At 66.8% G+C, this 696-nt stretch carries 1 protein-coding gene; it reads left to right on the forward strand.

Going from position 1 to position 696, the window contains the following annotated elements:
- On the forward strand, positions 1–696 hold a 696-nt coding region (locus AC07FD_RS35840; RefSeq protein ID WP_478353671.1), incomplete at both ends, for an aminotransferase class III-fold pyridoxal phosphate-dependent enzyme.

The raw sequence follows: 696 nt of genomic DNA on the forward strand, positions 1-696 counted from the left end.
CGCGCTCGAACCGGCGATCCCTGAAATCGTCCGGACGGACGGCGCCTACCTCCACAAGGCCGACGGCACGCGCATCCTGGATGCCATTTCCTCCTGGTGGGTCGTCACCCACGGCCACCGCCATCCCCATATCATGAAGGCCATCGAAACGACCGCGGCGAGCCTCGACCAGATCATCTTCGCCGGCTTCACCCACGAGCCGGCCGAACGCCTGGCCAGGGCGCTTGTCGGCCTCGCTCCGGCCGGCCTTGACTGGGTGTTCTACTCCGACAGCGGCTCGACCTCTGTCGAGGTCGCGCTGAAGATGGCGCTCGGCTATTTCCGCAACATCGGCGCACCGCGCTCGCGCATCGTCGTCATGGAGCACAGCTATCATGGCGACACCATCGGCACGATGAGCGTCGGCGCCCGCGGTGTGTTCAACGCTGCCTACGAGCCGTTGCTGTTCGAGGTCGATACCATCCCCTTCCCGGCCGCCGGGCGAGAGCAGGAGACGCTGGATCGGTTCGAGGCCGTCAGCCGCGACCGGCACGCCGCCGCGCTGATCGTCGAGCCGCTGGTGCTTGGCGCCGGCGGTATGCTGATGTATCCGGCCTCGGTTCTGACCGAACTGAAGAAGATCGCCGAAGCTTCGGGCACGCTGCTGATCGCCGACGAGGTGATGACCGGCTGGGGCCGCACCGGAACCATGTTCGC

Source organism: Mesorhizobium waitakense (genome assembly GCF_056431085.1).